This is a genomic window from Chitinophaga sp. XS-30 (assembly GCF_008086345.1).
In the GTDB taxonomy this organism is placed as follows: Bacteria; Bacteroidota; Bacteroidia; order Chitinophagales; family Chitinophagaceae; genus Chitinophaga.
The window spans coordinates 1562730-1580955 of the sequence record NZ_CP043006.1 but is presented as its reverse complement, the minus strand read 5'-3'; the positions used below and the strand labels follow the sequence as shown (position 1 = coordinate 1580955).

Below are 18226 nucleotides of genomic sequence, written 5' to 3'. Positions count from 1 at the left end.
CTTTTCACATTTAAAAAAGCATAATTTATACGCTGAACGCAGGCTGGATATTCAGTTTGCGCAACACGTATTCCGCCATTTTGATGCTGGCTTCATGAGAATATCCCGCGATGTGCGGCGTTAGCACCACACGGGGGTCTTCCAGCAAAAAGCGGAACTGCGCTTTCTCTGCTGCGTTGAAAGTATCCAGCTTCTCGTTTTCCAGCACGTCGAGGCAGGCGCCGCGGACTGTACCGGCTTTTATAGCTTCAATGAGGTCAGCTGTGTTGACCACCTTGCCGCGTGAGGTATTGATGAAATATACCGGCTTGTGAAAAGATCCGAAGAACCGGCTGCTGGCCAGGTGCCGCGTTTCTTCCGTCAGCGGCAGATGCGTGCTCACAATATCGGCCTCAGCATACAATCGCTCCATAGCCGCTTCTTCCACCAGCTCGTCCCCATATCCCTGCCGGTACTTGTCATATGCCAGGATGCGCACGTCGAAGCCCCGCAGCTTCCGGGCAAAAGCGCTGCCGGTATGGCCGTACCCGATAATGCCTACCGTCAGCCCGCCCAGCTCGTACGCACGGTTGCCGTCCCTTTCCCAGATGCCTTCCCTTAATTCCAGGTTGCTTTTCAAAAGATTATGCATCAGCATGATGAGCATGCCCACGGCCTGTTCCCCTACTGTGTCCCGGTTGCCTTCGGGACTGCTGGCGCAGCGTATGCCTTTGCTTTCTGCATAGGCCACATCGATCAGTTCCATTCCCGACCCCAGCCTGCCGATCCACATCAGCTGCGCTGCACGGTCGATCATCGCCCTGTCTACCCTGATGCGGGTGGTGACAATAATCCCCACGCAATCGTGCACTTCCTGCATCACACCATCATAGGTAACAGAAGGCTGATAACTGACGGTATATCCTTTTGCTTCCAGTTGATCGATCAGATATGGATGTACTTTGGCGGTAATTAAAACTTTCTGGCTCATAACATATGTTCGGTCAGGGCTACGAAATCCGCTACGGTCAGCTCTTCCGCCCTTTTTGTAAATATCGGTTCCTGTAAAAATGCCTTGTCGAAAAAACCTTTCAGCGGATTGCGCAGCTGCTTGCGGCGCTGTCCGAATGCTGTTTTGACGAGCAGCGTAAATTTTTTCTCGCTTTTCACCGGCAAAGGTGATGCCAGCCTGGTGAGCCGGATCACGGCGGATTTCACCCTGGGCGGCGGATTGAAACTATCTTCATGCACTTCGAACAGGTATTCCACATCGTAAAACCGCTGCAGGAATACGCTCAGGATGCCATAATCCTTGTTGCCATGCTTTGCCGCAATACGCAGCGCCACTTCTTTCTGGAACATGCCCACCACCACCGGCACCTGCGCTTTCCAGTCCAGTATGCGGAACATGATCTGTGTGGAGATATTGTACGGGAAATTGCCGATGACAGCAAATGCGCCTTCATAGGGCGGCTGCATGTCCAGGAAGCTTTCGTTGACGAGTTTTCCCTTGATGGCGGGATAGGTCTGCTCCAGGTACCGGACCTTTTCCGTATCCAGCTCAACGGCCCTGAAGGTGATCCCGGGCAGCTCCAGCAGGTATTTTGTGATAGCCCCGGCGCCCGGCCCTACTTCCAGCACCTGATCCCCGGCAGCCACCGGCAATGCCTCAACGATCCTTCTGCAAATGTTCTCATCTTTGAGAAAATGCTGTCCCAGTGACTTTTTTAGCGTGTACATCCGGCACAAAATTAAGGAATAGTCTTCAGTTTAAGCGGCCCCGCAAAGTCAACTATTCCCCGTATATTTGTCAGATACTTTTTATACAGCATCGCATGAGTACTGCCACACATACGCACCGGCCCGTGATCGGGATCACGGTAGGAGATCTGAACAGCATCGGGACCGAGATCATCATCAAGACCTTCACTGATACCCGTATGCTTGAATTGTGCACCCCGGTGATCTTTTCTTCCAACAAGGCGGTCAACTTCTACCGGAAACTGCTCAACGAGAACAATTTCAATTACCAGAGCATAAAAGACTTTTCCCGTCTGAACCCCAAGCAGGTGAGCGTTTTCAACTGCTGGGAGGAAGAAGTGCAGATCATGCCCGGATCGCTGAATGAAACCGGCGGCAAATATGCGGCCCGTTCATTGGCGGTGGCTATCGAATGCCTGAAAGACAAACAAGTGGAAGGTCTCGTTACCGCCCCTATCCATAAAAAGAACATCCAGAGCCCGGATTTCAGCTTTACCGGCCACACCCCTTATCTGCAGCATGCTTTCGGCAGCAAGGATGTACTGATGTTCATGACCGCGGAGAACATGCGCATCGGCCTGCTTACAGAGCATGTGCCGGTTGCCGATATCGCAAAATATGTCACCAAGGAAAATATCCTGAGCAAGATCATGATCATGCGCGACAGCCTGGTGAGGGATTTCGGGATAGATAACCCGCGTATTGCCGTACTTGGACTGAATCCCCATGCCGGGGACGAGGGCCTGATCGGTGATGAGGAGATCAAACACATCACACCGGCCATCAGGCAAGCCAAGCATCAGGGTATCCTGTGCATCGGGCCTTACAGTGCAGACGCTTTCTTTGCCCGTGAAATGTACCGCAGGTTCGATGGCGTACTGGCCATGTATCATGATCAGGGGCTGATCCCTTTCAAATCCCTGGCCCTCGGAGAAGGGATCAACTACACGGCGGGACTTCCCATAGTGCGTACCTCTCCCGATCATGGCACCGCTTTCGACATTGCCGGCAAGAATACCGCAGATGAATCCTCTTTCCGCCAGGCGATCTATACCTGCATCGATATCATCGGGCAGCGGAAACGTTATGCGGAGAACACGAAGAACCCGCTGAAGAAATCTGAACTGGCATCGGAAGGGATCTGATCCCGCCGCGGCCAGCCTTCACAAATAAAAGGATATCATCTCGATCAATCCTTCCCCTTCTTCATGATACCGCTCATTGCGGCCGTTCAGTTTGAATTCCATGTCTTTCATGGAGTCAACGCCGGCCACATCTCCCTGTAACATTTCCACCAGCTGAAAAATATCCGGGCGGCTATATACGCTGAGCGGTCGCCCGACCAGGGATTCTATCTGCTTTTTCACCGCTTTGAAAACAGGCCTGGAAGCCGGGCTCATGGCATACTCCGGCAGCGTATAATCCATGAATACCACATTGGTCTTGTTCGGCGTCCTGAACAGCTGCATCAGGTTCAGGAACTGCTCATCGCTCATATAATGGGCCACTCCTTCGAATATGATAATGGCCGGGCGGCCGAAGGAATACCCCGCATCCCGGAGCAGGTCCGGGAGATGCAGGGTATCGTTCATATCCGCCTGAATAAAACGTACCGGCTGACGGGCCGGCAGCAATGTATGGTAATGTTGTTCCTTCTGCCTGAGATGATCTGCATCCACTTCATAGATGCTGTGTACGGCTTCCCGGTGAAATTCCAGCAGATGCAGGGAGAGCGGGTCCAACCCCGCACCCAGTATGGCTACCTGCACAGGGTCCTCATTGTCCAGGAATTGCTCCAATTGGTGCCGGATAAAGCGTTTGCGGCAGCATACCAGGCCGCCCGCTTCCGTGGGCAATTTTGCGGCCAGGGCTTTCCCTTCCGCAAGGTCCAGCTGCTCAAAATAGGTTTTCGCAAGGCCCCGGGTGTATAACGAATGGGCATAAGACAGTACTAATGCGGCCGTGGGGGCTACCTTCAGTGGATGATCCTGTAGTTCCATATGTGTCTGCTTTAATGGTATGCAAGATGCGTTGCGCGCATATTGAAGGTAAAGCAACACACTGCATCGGGTTAACAGTGGGGAATATCCGGCATTATTTCTTTTTGCCGGTATAAAGATATGATTGAATGGATTTTACATAGTTCTCAAAGGCTTTTTGCCCTTCTCTGGTGATCTTGCAGATGGTTTGCGGATAATTTTCCCTGAATTGCTTGATCACATCGATGTACCCGGCATCCTTGAGCTTATTGATCTGTACGCTCAGGTTCCCTGCCGTAGCATTGGTTTGCTCTTTTAAAAACGTGAATTCTGCTTCCTGCTCACGCACTAATACCGAGATGATTGCCAGCCTCAACTGGGAATGCAGCACGGGATCCAGCTCCTTGAAATTCATGCACCGTGGTTTTGGCGATAAAAATAATAAAGTGCCGGCCAAAAAGCGCATGCTCTTCAGCCGGCGCCATTATTTATTTGATCTCTCCGATCAATATTTTCGTATAGGCTTCGCCCCATTGTGGTACGATGGAGCTTTCCGGCTTTGCTGCGGCAAATTTCTCCAGCGCAATACCGAACAGCTGTTTTGCTTTGGATTTGCTGCCGCCGAAGGCTTCAGGCGTATAGAGCAGCGCCTGCCCCTGCAGCATGTACACGCGCGGGTTCTCCGGGTCCATGGCCTTTGCTTCTTCCAGCAGCGCGCCGGACTCCGGGCCGTATTTCATGCCGCGGGTCATAGGGTCCACACCAATGCGGGCAGAGAGGATCATGGAGAGAATGCAGTGGATGTCCGCATCTTTTCCTTTCAGCGCCTGCGCTTTCTCGGCATTTACCAATGCCTTGTCTGCCAGTTCATCTATCATACCCTTGTCTTTTGTCATAAAAGCCTCGTTCACGCGGCAATATGCAGCGTAATAATAAGGCAGCCATTGCGTTTGTTCTGCCGCGGCGATGCGTTCGAAGGTATTGGCCAGCTGTTGCATGCCACTGGCGCTATAGGTGCTGTTGCTGTCCAGCAAACCCACCTGCTGTTTCATGGCTTCTTCGAACTGCCCGCTCTGGGCCTGCGCGGCGAGCGTAAAACCGCCGGCCAGCATAAGAGAAAAAAGGATGTGCTTCATTTTTGGGAAATTTATTATTGCCTGTTAATTACTTCCTGTGTACGGTCGATACCAAAGCTCATGAACATACCGAGATAAAAGAACCTCGGCGCCATAGGCCCTACCATCGCACGGCGCATCTTGTCCGATGAATAACGGAACCCGTATTCCTGGTCATTGCCCAGTGCATTGGTCATGGTGAATACGAACACGGTGAATGCTTTCCCGATCTTTGTGATGTAGTTCACATTCAGGCTGAGCGTATTGAGCGTCCTCGTCCGGTCTTCCATGAACTCGCTTTCCGGGCGGTTGGGATTATAGTAAGGGCGGCCTGTTGCAAATGAATACGTGGCGCCCAGGTTCAGCTGCAGTGCCGATATATAATGCTTGTACACCAGCGTGGCGGTATGGTCTGCGGCAAAATCCGGCTGCACACGGTAGGGATAATTCAGATAATCCCGTTTGGTATCCAGCCAGGAGTAGGACAGCCAGTAATCCACGTTTTTGATCGTCTTGCGGTCCCGCCAGAACAGTTCTATGCCTTTCGCATATCCGTTCCCGTTATTGCTGTAGTCCGGTACTGTTTTCACCAGGTCGTAATACTCCTTGTAGAAAACTTCCGCCCTCAGCGTATAAAATTCGGATATGCGCTGATAGCTGGCGATGTAGTGGGTGGCGCGCATATACCCCAGATCATGCGAGAAGCGCAGGAATTGCGGTTCCGGTTTCTGGTAAAATTCACCGTAGGCCAGGGCTACCTGGCTCCGGCCGTCCAGCTTGTAAGCAAGGGAAGCGCGCGGCGCAATGTTGCCGTTCGCCAGCAGGGAGGAATATTCGTACCGTCCGCCCAGCCTGCCCACGAACCGCGGTGTGAAATAGATATCGCCCTCCACGAAACCCGCGGCATAACTGTCCACATAATCCGCGTTATACTGATCGAAGGCGGACCGTTCATCGGCGTACTGGTATTCGCTGCCGAAGCGGAGCAGGGAATAACGGCCGATATTTTTGGAGAATACCATGCGGAACTGGCTGAGGTCCTGCCGGGCGCGGACCCTTGAAGGATCAGGGCTCCAGCCGATCGTGTCCATATAAATACGGTCGCGGTTAGTGCTCCAGGACGTTCCCAGGTTCATCCGCCATCCTTTACCGAGACTTTCCTTATAGTTCAGATTGGTGTAGATGTTATAGTTCTCCAGCTCAAAGTCTTCCTTGTATCCCGGATGCTCCAGGCTTTCGCCCTGGAACCCGAAGCGGTTCCAGCTGCCGGTAACGAAGAATTTCAGCATGCCGGTGCTGGATGTTTTCAGGCGGTAGTTGGCGGAGGCGTTGGTGGCTTCCGGTGCGATGGTGGGTTTTTGCTGCTGTTTCACCAGCGCGAAGTAAGGGGCAAGATTGGTATAATCCGCTTCAAAACCGTAGGCTTTCTTTTTGTCCTCCGTAAGAATGTCCACGCCCACACTTGGCCCTACGGTGCCCAGGCCGAGGGAATAGGAAGAACGGTCCGGCAGATCTGTGGATTCCAGTACCAGCGCGGAAGAGAGGGCCTGGCCGTATTGCGCGGAGTAACCGCCGCTGCTGAAGGTAGTGCCTTTGAAGAGAAAAGGGGAGAAACGCCCGCGTGCCGCAAAGTCGGGCATTCCGCTGTAAAAGGGATTGCGCACCATCATGCCGTCGATGAACGTTTGTGTTTCATAGCCGGTTCCGCCACGCACAAACAGCCCTTCCTTCTCGCCTACCTGTTGTGCACCGGGCAGCGTCCGCAGGGCGCTGACGATGTCTGCATTCGCACCTGCCGTCGTGACAATATCCAGGGGTTTGAGCATGGTGTTCTTTTTCTCGTCGCTGGCTTCAAAGCTGCCCGCGGAGATGGTCACCATCTTCAACTCATTGACGGTTTCCCGCAGCACCAGCTGCAACTGTTGCGCATCGGCCACATCCGCTTTGATCTCCAGGGTCTGGTAGCCGGTAAGGCTGGCGGTGATGAAACGTTCGCCGGTGGCGGCTGTGGTAAAGGAAAAAGTGCCGTCCGCTTTGCTGGACGTACCATCGTACGAGCCTTTGATGGCGATGTTCACTCCCGCCAGGGGTTTTCGTTTGGCGGTGGTCACCCGGCCGCTGATGGTCTGCTGGGCCTGCAGCAGCAACGGCAGGAAAAACAGTACGGTCAGGGTTAAGAATGGCTTGTGCATACAGGTTAAATGATTTGGGTACGACAAATGTAAAGTAGTTTACAATATAAACCAAATTAAAGTTTAGTCAGCGGGAGGGAACTGCAATACGGCTGAATCACAACATTCCGGCGAAGCTACATTGGAGAGAACGGCAATATCATACTCCTGAAATTAACGCGCCGTGGAATTACGTTTGATCAGCCGGGACTGCAACACCACATTACCCCCGGCGTTATACCCTCCTTTCTTCTGGATGATGCGCAGCAGGGCTTTTGCCGCCGTTTCCCCGATCTCGAATGCAGGTTGTGTTATGGTGGTCAGCGAAGGATTCAGCAATGAAGCGGTATGGAGGTTGGAAAAACTGATGATCCTGATATCCTGCGGGATGTGAAGCCTGATCTGTTCACAGACACGGTAACAGATCACGGCCAGCTTTTCCACCGAAGCAAAGATCCCGTCAGGCTTTTCCGCCACCAGCATCCTCCGGATAGATTCAAACGCTTCGTCGTTACCGCTCGGGCATTCCAGTACCAGCGGAACTTTCTGCGCCGAGTGCTTTTTCAGCGCATCCAGGTAACCGTTCATCCGGATGGTGCCTACCGGGATATTCTTGTGTATTTTCAGGTACCCGATCTTTTTACACCCCATGTCGATCAGGTGCCGGGTGGCCAGAATGCCGCTATCATAATTATCGGTCGTCACTTTTACATTATCCATGCGCTCGCTCACCCGATCGAAAAGCACCAGCGGAATACCTTTTTTGTTCAGCAGCTCCAGGTGCGAATTATCGTTGTGCTCATCGGTGATGGACAGTAAAACGCCATCTACCCTTCCATTGGCCAGCGTGTTGATGAAGGATACTTCCAGCGCATGATCACCATGTGTGAAATATAACAGGATGTGATATCCCTGGGCCTGTGTCACCTTCTCGATCCCGCTGATGACCAGTGAAAAGAAGTCGTTCACCATTTCGGGTATCACAACAGCGATCATCTTCGTTTTCTGTCCCCGAAGACCGCTCGCATTTGCATTGGGCTGATAGTTCAATCGCTTCGCCAGCGCAAACACCTTTTCCTTGGTTTCCGCACTGATCTCGTGACTGTCCCGTAATGCCCTTGATACTGTAGAAATGGCAAGATTTAACTCCTTTGCCAGGTATTTGATATCTATCTTGATCATGAATCACACACATCCTCCCTATAAAATAAACCTATCCCGATGATAAAGCAACTAAATGCCCCCGCATTTTTACGGAAACGTTTCCGTAAAAAAAGCCGGAAGCCAACATACTTTTTCCTAAGTTACCGGCAAAATCGATTTTCCACGAAAGCAGACGAAGTCGTAAAACAGTATTCACGTTAGCAAAAACAGTATTATCCATGATGAGATCAAGGGCATTCGCAGCCCATTAACCTTTATTTATCAACAGCCTTTTCCCGGACACTGAAAAACTGGCGTACCCCTTTCCTGTCCGGCAAAAGAACGATCTGTTCCTTCTTGAACCGCTATAACCACCATGTTCCGTAGTAACGGGACCGGGGCGTTATTTGCCTCCATCAACCACGTTATTTCCTAATTATTTGAATTATCACGCTATGAAAGCATCAGTATCATCCATGGCCAGGCCCGGTTACCGGCGATACCTGGGAGCGGCTATCGGGATCGCTGCCTGTCTGGGTATTTCGCCGGCTGCGCTGGCACAGCAGCCGGACAGCACAACGATCATCCATACCTTTATGGGCAGGCAGTTGTCTTCCGAAGTGACCAGCGGCATCTCGCAAATGAGCGGGGCTGCTGTCATGAACGTCCCCATCATCAACAATCTGAACAGAATGCAGGGTCGGCTGGCTGGCCTGTTCGTCATGCAAAACAATGGTGAGCCGGGGGACGAGGGCGCTTCCCTCCAGATGCGCGGCAAACGCACCTTTCGTACCAATACCCCGGTTATTCTCGTAGATGGTTTTGAACGCAGCATGGACCTGCTGGACCCGAACGAGATCGAAAGCATTACCCTGCTGAAAGACGCTGCGGCAACCGCGCAATACGGCCTGCGCGGAGGTAACGGCATCATTCTCGTCACTACCAAAAGAGGGAAGGAAGGCAATATCAGGATATCCTTCAATGCCCGGACCGGTGTTAAAACACCTACCACCCAACCCCGGTTGCTCAACTCCTTCCAGTATGCTACCCTGTACAACGAGGCGCTGGTGAACGACGGCAACCAGCCCCGCTATTCGGCCGCGGACCTGGACAAATACCAGCAGGCTTCCCAGGGAATTTATGAAACGGAAATGGACCGCTATCTGTACCCGGACATCAACTGGTATGATGAATACGTGAACCAGCATACCTGGCAGCAACGGTACAGCGTAGATGTGCAGGGCGGCAACAAAACGGCACGGTACTTCGTCTCCGCCGGTTACACCAGCAACAGCGGTCTCTATAATGTTGACAAGGCCGCCAATACTTATAACACGAATGCGGACTTCGGCCTGATCACCCTGCGATCGAATATCGATGTAAATGTCAACAAACGGTTCTCCCTGCAGCTGGACCTTTCCGGACGCCAGGAGCAGCGCACCTTCCCCGGTTCCCGGTCTGAATCCTCCCTTCGCGTATTCCGCTCCCTCTATAAAACGCCGCCGAACGCTTTCCCCGTTTTCACGCCGGACGGCTACCTGGGCGGCACAAAGGATTTTACCGGCAACCCTTATGGCCTGTTGAACAAACAGGGGTATTCCCTCTATTATGTGCGCAACATGTTCGCCACATTACGCGCCAGGCATGAACTTGACTTTATCACACCAGGCCTTTACCTCCGCGGCAGCGTTGGATTTGACAGCTGGTACGATATGGTCACCAACCGCAGCAAGAGCTTCAAGGTATTCGACCTCCGCCAGCCGAACGGCAACGTGGAATATAAACCGGATGGCACCATCAGGTATGTGGAAACGGGCTCGGATACCCAGATGTCTTCCGGCGTGGAATATCCTTCCACCCGCCGCACCCTGAATGCGGACGCCTCGCTGAACTACGAGCGCATTTTCGGCAAACATGCCGTTTCCGGCTTTGCCGCCGTAGCACAGCGTATCATCTACTCCGAGAACAACGGCGACATTCCCCAGGCTTACCTGGGCGGTAACGGCCATATTGCATATGCCTACAACAAGAAATACCTGGCGGAATTCAACTTCGGATACCAGGGCTCCGAGCAGTTCCTGCCCGGCATGAAATTCGGCTTCTTCCCTGCCGGTGCGATCGGTTGGGTACTGACGGAAGAGAACTTCCTGAAGCACAACAAATGGGTGAATTTCCTTAAACTGCGCGCCTCTCACGGTATTTCCGGCAACGACGACATTGGCGGTTACTTCCTGTGGTTCCAGAAATATGCCGGCGCCGGCGGGGTGAACTTCGGGTACACTTCCATCGGTTATTCCGGCTGGAACGAAACAGCTTTCGCGCTGGACAATGTAACCTGGGAAAAGGTCAGGAAAACAGATGTGGGCATCGATGCGGTATTCTTCAATAACAAGCTGAACGTATCATTCGACTACTTCCATGAAAAGAACACGGATATCATGATCCAGCCGGCGCTGCCTTATCTGATGGGTATCCGCTTCCCTGACTTTCCCATCGGCGTGATCGAGAACAAAGGATTTGATGCTTCCGTAAGCTATACGCAAAAATTCGGCGACCTGGAGCTGGCGCTGACCGGTATCATCACCAAGGCCAATAATACGGTGGTCAACCGGGGTGAGGAAAAACCGCGCTTCGATTACCAGGCCCGTACCGGCCGGCCGCTGGATGCCATTTTCGGGCTGGAGGCCATCGGCCTGTTCAAAGACCAGCCGGAGATCGACAACAGCCCCCGCCAGACTTTCGGCGTAGTAAGGCCCGGCGATATCAGATACAAAGATCAGAACGATGATGGGGTGATCGATGCATATGACGAAGTATTCCTGGGCCAGGGCGGTTTCCCCACCCTGCAATATGGCGCAGGCCTCGGCGCCAGGTTCCGCGGTATCGATCTGAACGTACTGTTCACCGGTCACAATGGCTCCATGCAGAACCTGACCGGCGAATCCATCTGGGAGTTTCACGACAACGGCACGGTGCGCGACCATCACCTGGGCCGCTACAACCCGGAAGATCCGAACACTTGGGCCAATGCCACCTATCCCCGCCTTTCGCTGAGCAACAAGGCCAACAACCAGCGCACCTCCACCTACTGGCTGAGAGATGCCAAAATGGTACGTCTGAAAACGCTGGAACTGGGTTACACCTTCCCCGAAAAACTCAGCAAAAAGATCCGCATGGAAAATCTGCGGGTGTATTGCAGCGGCTACAACCTGTTCACCTGGTCGCCAACCGACCTGATCGATACGGAAGCACGTTCCAGCCACTATGTTGTATATCCGATCCAGCGCGTGCTGAATGCCGGCATCAGTGTAACCTTCTAAAAACATGATCATGAAAAAATGTACTATCATCATATCCTCCGCGCTATGCATTGCAGCCGCCTCCTGCAGGAAGCCGCTTTTCGTGGTGCCGGTGGAATTCAAATCCGCCGAGTACGTATTCTCGGACTCTGCGCGGGCGGAACTGTTCATCAATAATGCTTATACAGACCTCCCGGCTGATGTATCCGGTTCTTTTAACTGGCTGGAAGGAAATGCCATGCTGGCTTCCGCAACAGACGAGGCTGCGCATGTGTCCACCAACCAGACCGTTCAATCCGCTGCGCAGCGCATGAGCGCCGGCAACTGGAACCCCTCCAACATGCGTTACTGGCGCAACAGCGACGGTGCGGGCGAGATCGGTTCCTGGATGAAATACGGCGGCTATCACGGTAACCGGAAGGCCAATACGGCGCTGAAAAACCTGCACCTGCTGCCCCTTACTTCCAGCGAACGCTTCCGGAAACGTATGGTGGGCGAAGCACACTTTCTCCGCGCCCTGCACCACTGGTTCCTGTTCCAGCGCTGGGGCGGCATTCCTATAGTAGACCGTTCTTTCGAAGCCAGCGAAGATGTGCTGATCCCCCGTAATTCGGTGCGGTCCGTCGTGGATTTCATTGTTGCCGAATGCGATAAAGCTTATGCGCTATTGCCTGATGAACCCTACAATCAACCGACGGAAGTAGGCCGCGCGGACCGTGGCAGCTGCCTTGCCCTGAAAGCCAAGGTATTGCTCTACGCCGCCAGCCCCCTTTATAACCGCGCCGGCGAAGATTCCCTGACCTCCTACGGCAATGTGGACGCCACCCGCTGGGAACCGGCCGCCAAGGCGGCGCAGGACCTGGTAGACCTGAACTGGTATCAGCTTTACACCCCCGGTGCCAACGGCCGGACGAATTACGCCTCCTTCTTCAACGCCTGGGGAGCAGGCAATACCAACCGCGAACTGATCTTCGCGCGCCTCCGCACGCCTAACCGCGATACGGAAAACGACAACTTCCCCGCAGGCTTCACCAATGCCCGCGGCGGTACCTGCCCCTCCCAGGACCTGGTAGATGCCTACGAAATGGAAGACGGTACCCTGTTCAACTGGAACGATCCGGCGCATGCCGGCGCGCCGTACACCGGGAGAGATCCCCGCTTTTATGCCAGCATCATTCACAACGGCGCCCATTTTGCCCGTTTTGCGAATGCTTCCAATTACACCTTCCAGCTGTTCGAAGGCGGTGTGAATGCCTCGGGCAATGCCAAATCCAAAACAGGTTACTACCTGAACAAATTCATGGATTACGCCAACGTAAACCCCGTGAACAACAGCGGTTCCGCTTATCACAACTGGGTATATTTCCGGTATGCGGAAGTATTGCTGAACCTTGCCGAAGCTGGCAACGAGGCAGGCGGGCCGGCTTACACCGTTCCCGGCGCCGGCAATGCTCTGACACCGGTACAGGCCCTGAATCTGGTGAGAGCACGCGCCGGCATGCCCGATATCGAAACCTCCTTCGCACGGCGGGGCCAGGCCCTGACGAAAGAAACGCTCCGCGAGCAGATCCGCAACGAACGCCGCATAGAGCTGGCTTTTGAAGATCACCGCTACTTCGATGTACGCCGCTGGATGATCATCGAAACATTGCCGGAATTTATCCGCGGCATGGTGATCACCAGGGACCCGGGCGGCAACCTGACCTACAACCCGGATGTACGCGTGGAGGACAAGGTGTTCGAATCCAAACACTACTTCTTCCCCATCCCGCAAATAGAAATGAACCGCAATCCCAACATGCGCCAGAATCCGGATTGGCAATAAATTAAAACGCGACAGATGAAAAAACTATTATCCGTAATCATACTGCTCTGCCTGTCCATCCCGCAACTGATGGCACAGGGCAAAGCCATCACCGGCAAGGTGGTGGACCAGGATGGCGAGCTGCTCATCGGCGCCAACATCGTGGAAAAAGGCACCTCCAACCGCGCCATCACTGATGCCACGGGCGAGTTCAAACTTACGCTGACCGGCAGTACCGGCACGCTGCAGGTCACCTATATCGGCTACGTTCAGCAGGAAGTGGTCATCACGAACCAGTCCGTACTGCACATCACGCTGCAGGCGGATGCCACCAAACTGAGCGACTACGTGGTCGTTGGTTTCGGTACACAAAAGAAAGCCAGCGTAGTAGGCGCTATCTCCCAGGTGAATTCAGAAGACCTGCAACGCGCTTCCACGCCCAACCTGTCCAACGCTATCGCGGGCCGCGTGTCCGGTGTGATCAGCGTAATGGGTTCCGGTAAACCGGGGGATGACAATGCGCAGATCCTCATCCGCGGCATGGCTACCACCAACACTACCGCGCCGCTTGTGCTGGTAGATGGTATTGAAAGGGAATGGCGGCAGATAGACCCGGTGGACATCGAGACCTTCTCCGTACTGAAAGATGCTTCCGCTACTGCTGTGTACGGTGTGCGCGGTGCGAACGGCGTGATCCTCATCACCACCAAACGCGGCAGCAAAGGCCGGCCGGTATTGAGCTTGTCTACCCAGGCCGCCGTACAGCAACCGATCCGCAAACCGGAATACCTCGGCTCGTATGATTTTGCCATGCTCACCAACGAGGCATTGACCAACGAAGGCAAACCGGTAGAATATACGGCAAGCGACCTGGAGCATTACCGCCTCGGCAACTCTCCCTACACGCACCCTGATAATGATTACTATGAAGACTTCATGCGCAAGGCTTCCTGGCAGCAATTGACGAACATCAGCGTACGCGGCGGCAATGATGTGCTGGCGTATTACATCTCCGCCAACCATCTGCACCAGGAAGGGCTGTACAAGGAATTCCCGAACAGCCGCTATCCGACCAACACCGTCTTCGACCGTATGAGCTTCCGCTCCAACCTGGATTTTACCGTGAACCCTACCCTGAAGATCGGCATCGATCTGACGGGCCGCTTCGAAGAAAGACAGCAGCCGAATTTCGGGGAAGACCTGTTCGACAAGCTGAGAAGGCTGCCGCCCAACTTCCAGGCTTATATCAATCCTGATGGCTCCATGGGCGGCCGTTCCGACGAAAGCCGCCTTTCTCCCTACGCCCTCCTGTCGCAATTCGGCAACCGCCGCCGCAACACCAATGTGCTGGAAGGCGCTTTCACCATTAAACAGGATCTGGGCAAAATACTGAAAGGCCTCTCCTTCCGCACCCTCATCGGTTTCAACAGCAGCTACGAATCCCGCCGGGATATTGTGGAGAAACCGCAACTATTCGAATACAACCGCTTCGGCATGTACACGCTGAACAAATCCCAGACCGAGCTGTCCATTTCCACCGGCAAAGGCCCGGGCAGCAGAAGGCAGTCATTCGAAGGCGCGCTCAACTATACCAATGCTTTCGGTGACCATGCGGTAACCGGCATGATCCTCTACCAGCAGATCCAGAACTTCTGGGAAGCGCAGATCCCCACAGGGTACCTGGGCTGGGTAGGCCGCGCTACCTACGGCTACAAGAACAAATACCTGTTCGAAGTGAACGCCGGTTACAACGGTTCCCGTCAATTCGATCCCAGCCGCCGTTTCGGTTTCTTCCCCGCCGTTTCACTGGGCTGGGTGCCTTCAGAGGAAACTTTCTGGGGCGCCAACAGCTTCGTGAATTACCTGAAGATCAGGGGCTCCTACGGAGAGATCGGCAACGACCAGATCGGCAACTTCAGCTATCTCTATGAGCAGCGCTACATCTATGCGCCGAATGAAGACGGCTGGAGGATATACTGGGGCGAGAACACCTATTCCGAAAGGGGCATCATCGAAGGCCAGCCGGGCAATGCATTCGTGACATGGGAAAGGGCCCAAAAATCCAATATCGGTTTTGACTCGCGGATGTGGAACAACCGCATCAGCCTGACGGCGGATGTATTCTCCGAAAAACGCAACGATATCCTCGCCATTCCCTATTCCGTTCCCTTGGTGTTCGGCATGAACAACCCGCAGGGTTCCAGCAGAAGGGACGGTCAGGGCCTGCCGCCCGAAAATATCGGCCGTGTGCATAACAAGGGCTTTGATATGGAACTGGGCTTCAGCGACAAAAAAGGCGCATTCGACTATTTCATCAAAGGCAACTTCACCTACGCCCGCAACGTGATCCGGCGGATAGACGAAGAAGGCAAACGGTATGACTGGCAGAAAAGAGAAGGCAAACGCATCGGCCAGCACTTCGGCCTGACGGACATGGGCCTCTATTCCATGAATGATTTTGAGCTGGACGGCAATGGACAGCTTCTGCTGGAAGGCGGTTTCCCCGTGCTCAAAAAAGAACTGCCCATCCCCTCCTACGGCGTGGTATATCCCGGTGATATCAAATACAAGGACCTGAACGGCGATGGCCTGGTGGACAGCTACGACGAAGGCGCGATCGGCAAAGGCAGCGTACCGGAATTCATCTATGGCATTACCATAGGCGGCGGCTACAAGGATTTCGACATCAATGTGCTGGTACAGGGCGCGGGCAATGCGGATATGTACTTCCGCGAAGATGCTGTATGGGAATTCAGCCAGCTGGGCAAAGTGATGCAACATCACCTCGGCCGCTGGAACCCCAATGACCCCTCTTCATGGGACAATGCCACCTATCCCCGGCTTCACCCTTCAGAGAATACGAACAATCACCGCAAATCTACCTACTGGCTGTACACCAGGAACTATGTGCGCCTGAAGAACGTGGAGATCGGTTATAGTCTCTCCAAAGCCCTGCTGTCAAGGATCAGGCTGTCCACCGCCCGGGTGTTCGTAAATGGCAACAACCTCATCACCTGGGATAAAATGATGAACTGGGACCCCGAATCCGGCAGTGAGATCGGCAATTCCTATCCGCAGCTGCGGACCTGGAACCTGGGTATAAAAGTAACCTTGTAAAAAAGATGACCATGAAAAAACTCACATACTTCCTCCTGCTGCTGATGCTGGCATCCTGTACCAAAGACGGTGCGGGGCTGCTGGACAAGGCTGAATCAGGAGACCTGAACGAGGAACGTGTATTCACCAATTCCAGATACACCAAGGAGTTCCTGACCGATATCTACCGCCGTATCCCCTACGGCTGGGATAACAACGTATATCTCGATGCCTGCACGGACGATGGTGAATCCCGTCCCTGGTGGGGCTGGGTAAACTCCGTGCATGTGGGCGCATACAATCCCACCAGCATGCCGGACAAGTTCAAGCGCTGGGCCGATTATTATGCCGCCATCCGTGCCTGCAATCTCTTCCTCAGCAAGATCGACGGTGCGCCGCTGGACCCGGAGCAATATATGAGCTCCGAAGAAGTAAGGGAGCGCCTGAAATATGAGGCCGTATGCCTGCGCGCTTTCTTCTACGCAGAGCTGGTACGCTGGTATGGCGGTGTGCCCGTCATCACCAAAGTGCTGACCCGCGAATCCCCCGAATTGTACACCGCGCGCGCCACACTGGCGGAAGTGCAGCAGTTCATCCTGGATGAGTGCGACACCGCCGCCGCTCACCTGCCTGCCCGCCAGACGGGTATCGACTTCATGCGGGTGACCAGCGGCGTGGCAAAGGCCATCAAGGCAAGGCTGCTCCTGCACCTGGCCAGCCCGCTGTTCAACAACACCACTTCCGGCCAGGCCAGCCCCTGGGCATGGGGCGGCTACGATGCCAACCGCTGGAAAACAGCGGCTGATGCGGCCAAAGCTGTGATGGACCATACAGACGAGAACGGCGGCCAGGTGTACAGCCTGGTAGTCAGAACAGAACCCGCCAACTATTTCGGCACCAGGGTCACCTATCCCGGTTCCATGGATGCCATGGGATGGTTCAATGTGTTCATCACCCGTGTAAATACGGAATACATCCTGGGGTATGGCAGAAAGGGCCTCACCAATGAGCTGGACAAATGGCAGCTGCCCGGCGCCATGCAACGCGCAGGCGACGCTTCTTACACGCTGCCGACCTTCAACTATGCCGCCTGCTTCGAGACCAGGGAAGGTTACCCCGTTTACCAGACCGATGAATACGGCGTTCCCCTGCTGGACGGCAACGGGCAGTTCATCGTGAACCCCGCTTCCGGCTTCGATCCGCAGCAACCATACGAGAACAGGGACTCCCGTTTCTACCACTCGCTCTGGTACAACGGCTCCAAATTCGGCGGCGCTACCTTCAACACCTGGCGCGGTGAGGATGGTTCCTTCGGACAGGAGTTCCTGAACGGTTATGGTCACACCGGCCTGTTCCTCCGCAAGTTCATGGACCCGAAGAACATTTCCCTGAACAACGGCGTTACCGGGCAGACCAGTCATAACTTCCCGGTGTACCGTTATGTGGAAGTGCTGCTGAACTATGCCGAGGCGATGAATGAATACCTGCCGGACGGGGCTGCCCGTACGGAAGTGCATCAGGTGCTCGACCTGATCAGGGCCCGCGCGGATATGCCGGACATGGCCACCACCTTTGCCCGTAACGGCTGGGATGTGAATAACCAGCAGCATGTGCGCAAGTTCATCCGCAACGAACGCAGGATAGAACTGGCCTTCGAAGAACACCGCTTCTTCGATATCCGCCGCTGGCTCATTGGGGAGCAAACACAGAAAGTGGTGTATGAGCACGATGTGCTCAAACGGCTGGACGGCTCTTTCCTGTACACCGTCAAGGTTTGGGAGAGAAGGGTATTCGAGTCCCGCCACAACCTGCTGCCCATCCCGCAGTCTGAAGTGAACAATAATCCGAACATGCAGCAAAACCCCGGCTGGTAAACCGA

12 protein-coding genes are annotated in these 18226 nt (G+C 54.1%); 5 read left to right on the top strand and 7 right to left on the bottom strand.

Translation table 11 applies throughout. From position 1 onward, the window contains the following. Positions 1-25: 25 nt before the first annotated feature. Both FW415_RS06675 and rsmA read right to left on the bottom strand, forming a co-directional pair. Complete coding sequence (locus tag FW415_RS06675; protein WP_148383496.1) at positions 26-970, bottom strand: NAD(P)-dependent oxidoreductase; 945 nt, start codon at positions 968-970, stop codon at positions 26-28. Next, positions 967-1719: a 16S rRNA (adenine(1518)-N(6)/adenine(1519)-N(6))-dimethyltransferase RsmA gene (gene rsmA, locus FW415_RS06670; RefSeq protein ID WP_148383495.1), complete on the bottom strand. Its 753-nt coding sequence runs from the start codon at positions 1717-1719 to the stop codon at positions 967-969. The genes FW415_RS06675 and rsmA overlap by 4 nt, the downstream gene beginning before the upstream one ends. Before the next feature lie 95 nt (positions 1720-1814). Between rsmA and pdxA the strand changes: the two genes are divergently transcribed. Next, positions 1815-2885 carry a 4-hydroxythreonine-4-phosphate dehydrogenase PdxA gene (gene pdxA, locus FW415_RS06665; protein WP_148383494.1) on the top strand — a complete coding sequence of 357 codons (1071 nt, stop codon included), beginning with the start codon at positions 1815-1817 and terminating at the stop codon, positions 2883-2885. An 18-nt stretch (positions 2886-2903) separates the two neighbouring features. Here pdxA and FW415_RS06660 read toward each other — a convergent pair whose 3' ends face one another. The 5 genes from FW415_RS06660 to FW415_RS06640 all read right to left on the bottom strand — a co-directional run bounded on the left by FW415_RS06660 (position 2904) and on the right by FW415_RS06640 (position 8187). Next, complete coding sequence (locus tag FW415_RS06660; protein ID WP_148383493.1) at positions 2904-3740, bottom strand: class I SAM-dependent methyltransferase; 837 nt, start codon at positions 3738-3740, stop codon at positions 2904-2906. 94 nt (positions 3741-3834) lie between these two features. After that, positions 3835-4134, bottom strand: a complete 300-nt coding sequence (locus FW415_RS06655) for a transcriptional regulator (RefSeq protein WP_148383492.1) — start codon at positions 4132-4134, stop codon at positions 3835-3837. Between the two features lie 73 nt (positions 4135-4207). Further along, a complete protein-coding gene (locus FW415_RS06650; RefSeq protein ID WP_148383491.1) occupies positions 4208-4855 on the bottom strand; it encodes a hypothetical protein in 648 nt (215 codons plus the stop codon). A 14-nt stretch (positions 4856-4869) separates the two neighbouring features. Further along, positions 4870-7026 (bottom strand): TonB-dependent receptor, encoded by a 2157-nt coding sequence (locus tag FW415_RS06645; RefSeq protein ID WP_148383490.1) that lies wholly within the window; start codon positions 7024-7026, stop codon positions 4870-4872. 153 nt (positions 7027-7179) lie between these two features. Further along, positions 7180-8187: a LacI family DNA-binding transcriptional regulator gene (locus tag FW415_RS06640; protein ID WP_148383489.1), complete on the bottom strand. Its 1008-nt coding sequence runs from the start codon at positions 8185-8187 to the stop codon at positions 7180-7182. 416 nt (positions 8188-8603) lie between these two features. Here FW415_RS06640 and FW415_RS06635 point away from each other — a divergent pair, with 416 nt between their 5' ends. Genes FW415_RS06635 through FW415_RS06620 form a run of 4 tightly spaced genes read left to right on the top strand, consistent with a single transcriptional unit; the run spans position 8604 to position 18221 of the window. Then, positions 8604-11468, top strand: a complete 2865-nt coding sequence (locus FW415_RS06635; protein ID WP_148383488.1) for a TonB-dependent receptor — start codon at positions 8604-8606, stop codon at positions 11466-11468. A 10-nt stretch (positions 11469-11478) separates the two neighbouring features. After that, positions 11479-13272 (top strand): RagB/SusD family nutrient uptake outer membrane protein, encoded by a 1794-nt coding sequence (locus tag FW415_RS06630; protein ID WP_168208699.1) that lies wholly within the window; start codon positions 11479-11481, stop codon positions 13270-13272. 15 nt (positions 13273-13287) lie between these two features. Then, positions 13288-16368 carry a TonB-dependent receptor gene (locus FW415_RS06625; RefSeq protein WP_148383486.1) on the top strand — a complete coding sequence of 1027 codons (3081 nt, stop codon included), beginning with the start codon at positions 13288-13290 and terminating at the stop codon, positions 16366-16368. A gap of 11 nt (positions 16369-16379) precedes the next feature. Further along, entirely contained in the window at positions 16380-18221 is a 1842-nt protein-coding gene (locus tag FW415_RS06620; protein ID WP_168208698.1) for a RagB/SusD family nutrient uptake outer membrane protein, read from the top strand. Positions 18222-18226 lie beyond the last annotated feature (5 nt).